This window comes from Haemophilus parahaemolyticus, from assembly GCF_002015035.1.
Classification (GTDB): domain Bacteria; phylum Pseudomonadota; class Gammaproteobacteria; order Enterobacterales; family Pasteurellaceae; genus Haemophilus_A; species Haemophilus_A parahaemolyticus.
Genome location: NZ_MUXY01000005.1, coordinates 1 through 994, shown reverse-complemented (window position 1 = coordinate 994; position 994 = coordinate 1). Strand labels below are relative to the sequence as shown.

Annotated in this window: 2 pseudogenes; both read right to left on the bottom strand. The window is 45.2% G+C overall.

Going from position 1 to position 994, the window contains the following annotated elements:
• Nucleotides 1-304: pseudogene (locus B0185_RS05230) on the bottom strand (hypothetical protein); the annotation flags it as partial.
• Nucleotides 267-994, bottom strand: a pseudogene (locus B0185_RS05225) (adhesin); the annotation flags it as partial. The pseudogenes B0185_RS05225 and B0185_RS05230, both read right to left, overlap by 38 nt.

The window sequence follows — 994 nt, the reverse complement described above, 5'->3', positions numbered from 1 at the left end:
CTACGTCTGTCACATTCGCATTCACACGTACCGCACCGTCTTTATACGTCACTGTCGTGCCATTGCCATTCGCAAAGCTCACAAAGTCGCCCGCTTTCACGTTTTGAACCGTTGCTCCACCTACGTTTAAGTTCCAGTTCGCTGCATTAATCGCGTTCGCTACCTCTTTCGCCGTCACTAAGCCGTTGCCATCTGGTACCGTAATTTTTCCGTTCGCTGTCGTATTCGATAACGTGGTTGTATTGACATTGAATTTCACAACACCATTATCGCCCACTTCCGCATAACGTGGTTGTATTGACATTGAATTTCACAACACCATTATCGCCCACTTCCGCAGTGGTCTGCGTACCATTCTTGAAGTTCAAGCCTTCTGATAATTTAACGGTTTTTCCTGCACCATCATTCGCTTTGTACGTTAATGGAATCTCTGACGCCGCTTTCGTTCCGTCAAAGTTCACCGTATAAGTCGTGTTACCGTTCTCCGTATGCGGGGTTACCGTAATCGGGTTATTCGCTGCCGTTGAAGTGTTTACTTTCACGGTTTCATTCGCTAAAGCTTTGATTTTCGCTTTTGATACCGACACTTCATATTTCGCATTCTTATCACCAGACTGTTTATTATCCGCAACCGTCACTTCCGCAATGTTGTCTTCATCCGCTTTCTTAATCACGGACTCTGTCGATACATTTCCTGACACTGTGTCGTAAAGTTGTTTTACATTCACTGCATCTGTCGGTGCTGTACCCGTGCTTACATTGTGAACTTGGTTTCCACCCATATCCACGTTACCACCGTTTTTCACGGTTAAGTTTGTGGTTGTGGTGTTGTTCGCTGTCACATTGTTAAATGTCACATCGTCTTTCGTTGCATAGATAAACTTGTTACCGGCTTTTTGTAACGCCATGTTTTTACCCGCAACGAAAGTCACGTTATTACCCGCTGCAACATTGCTATCTCCGTCACCAGAGTCCGCATTGGTTGTTACGCTAT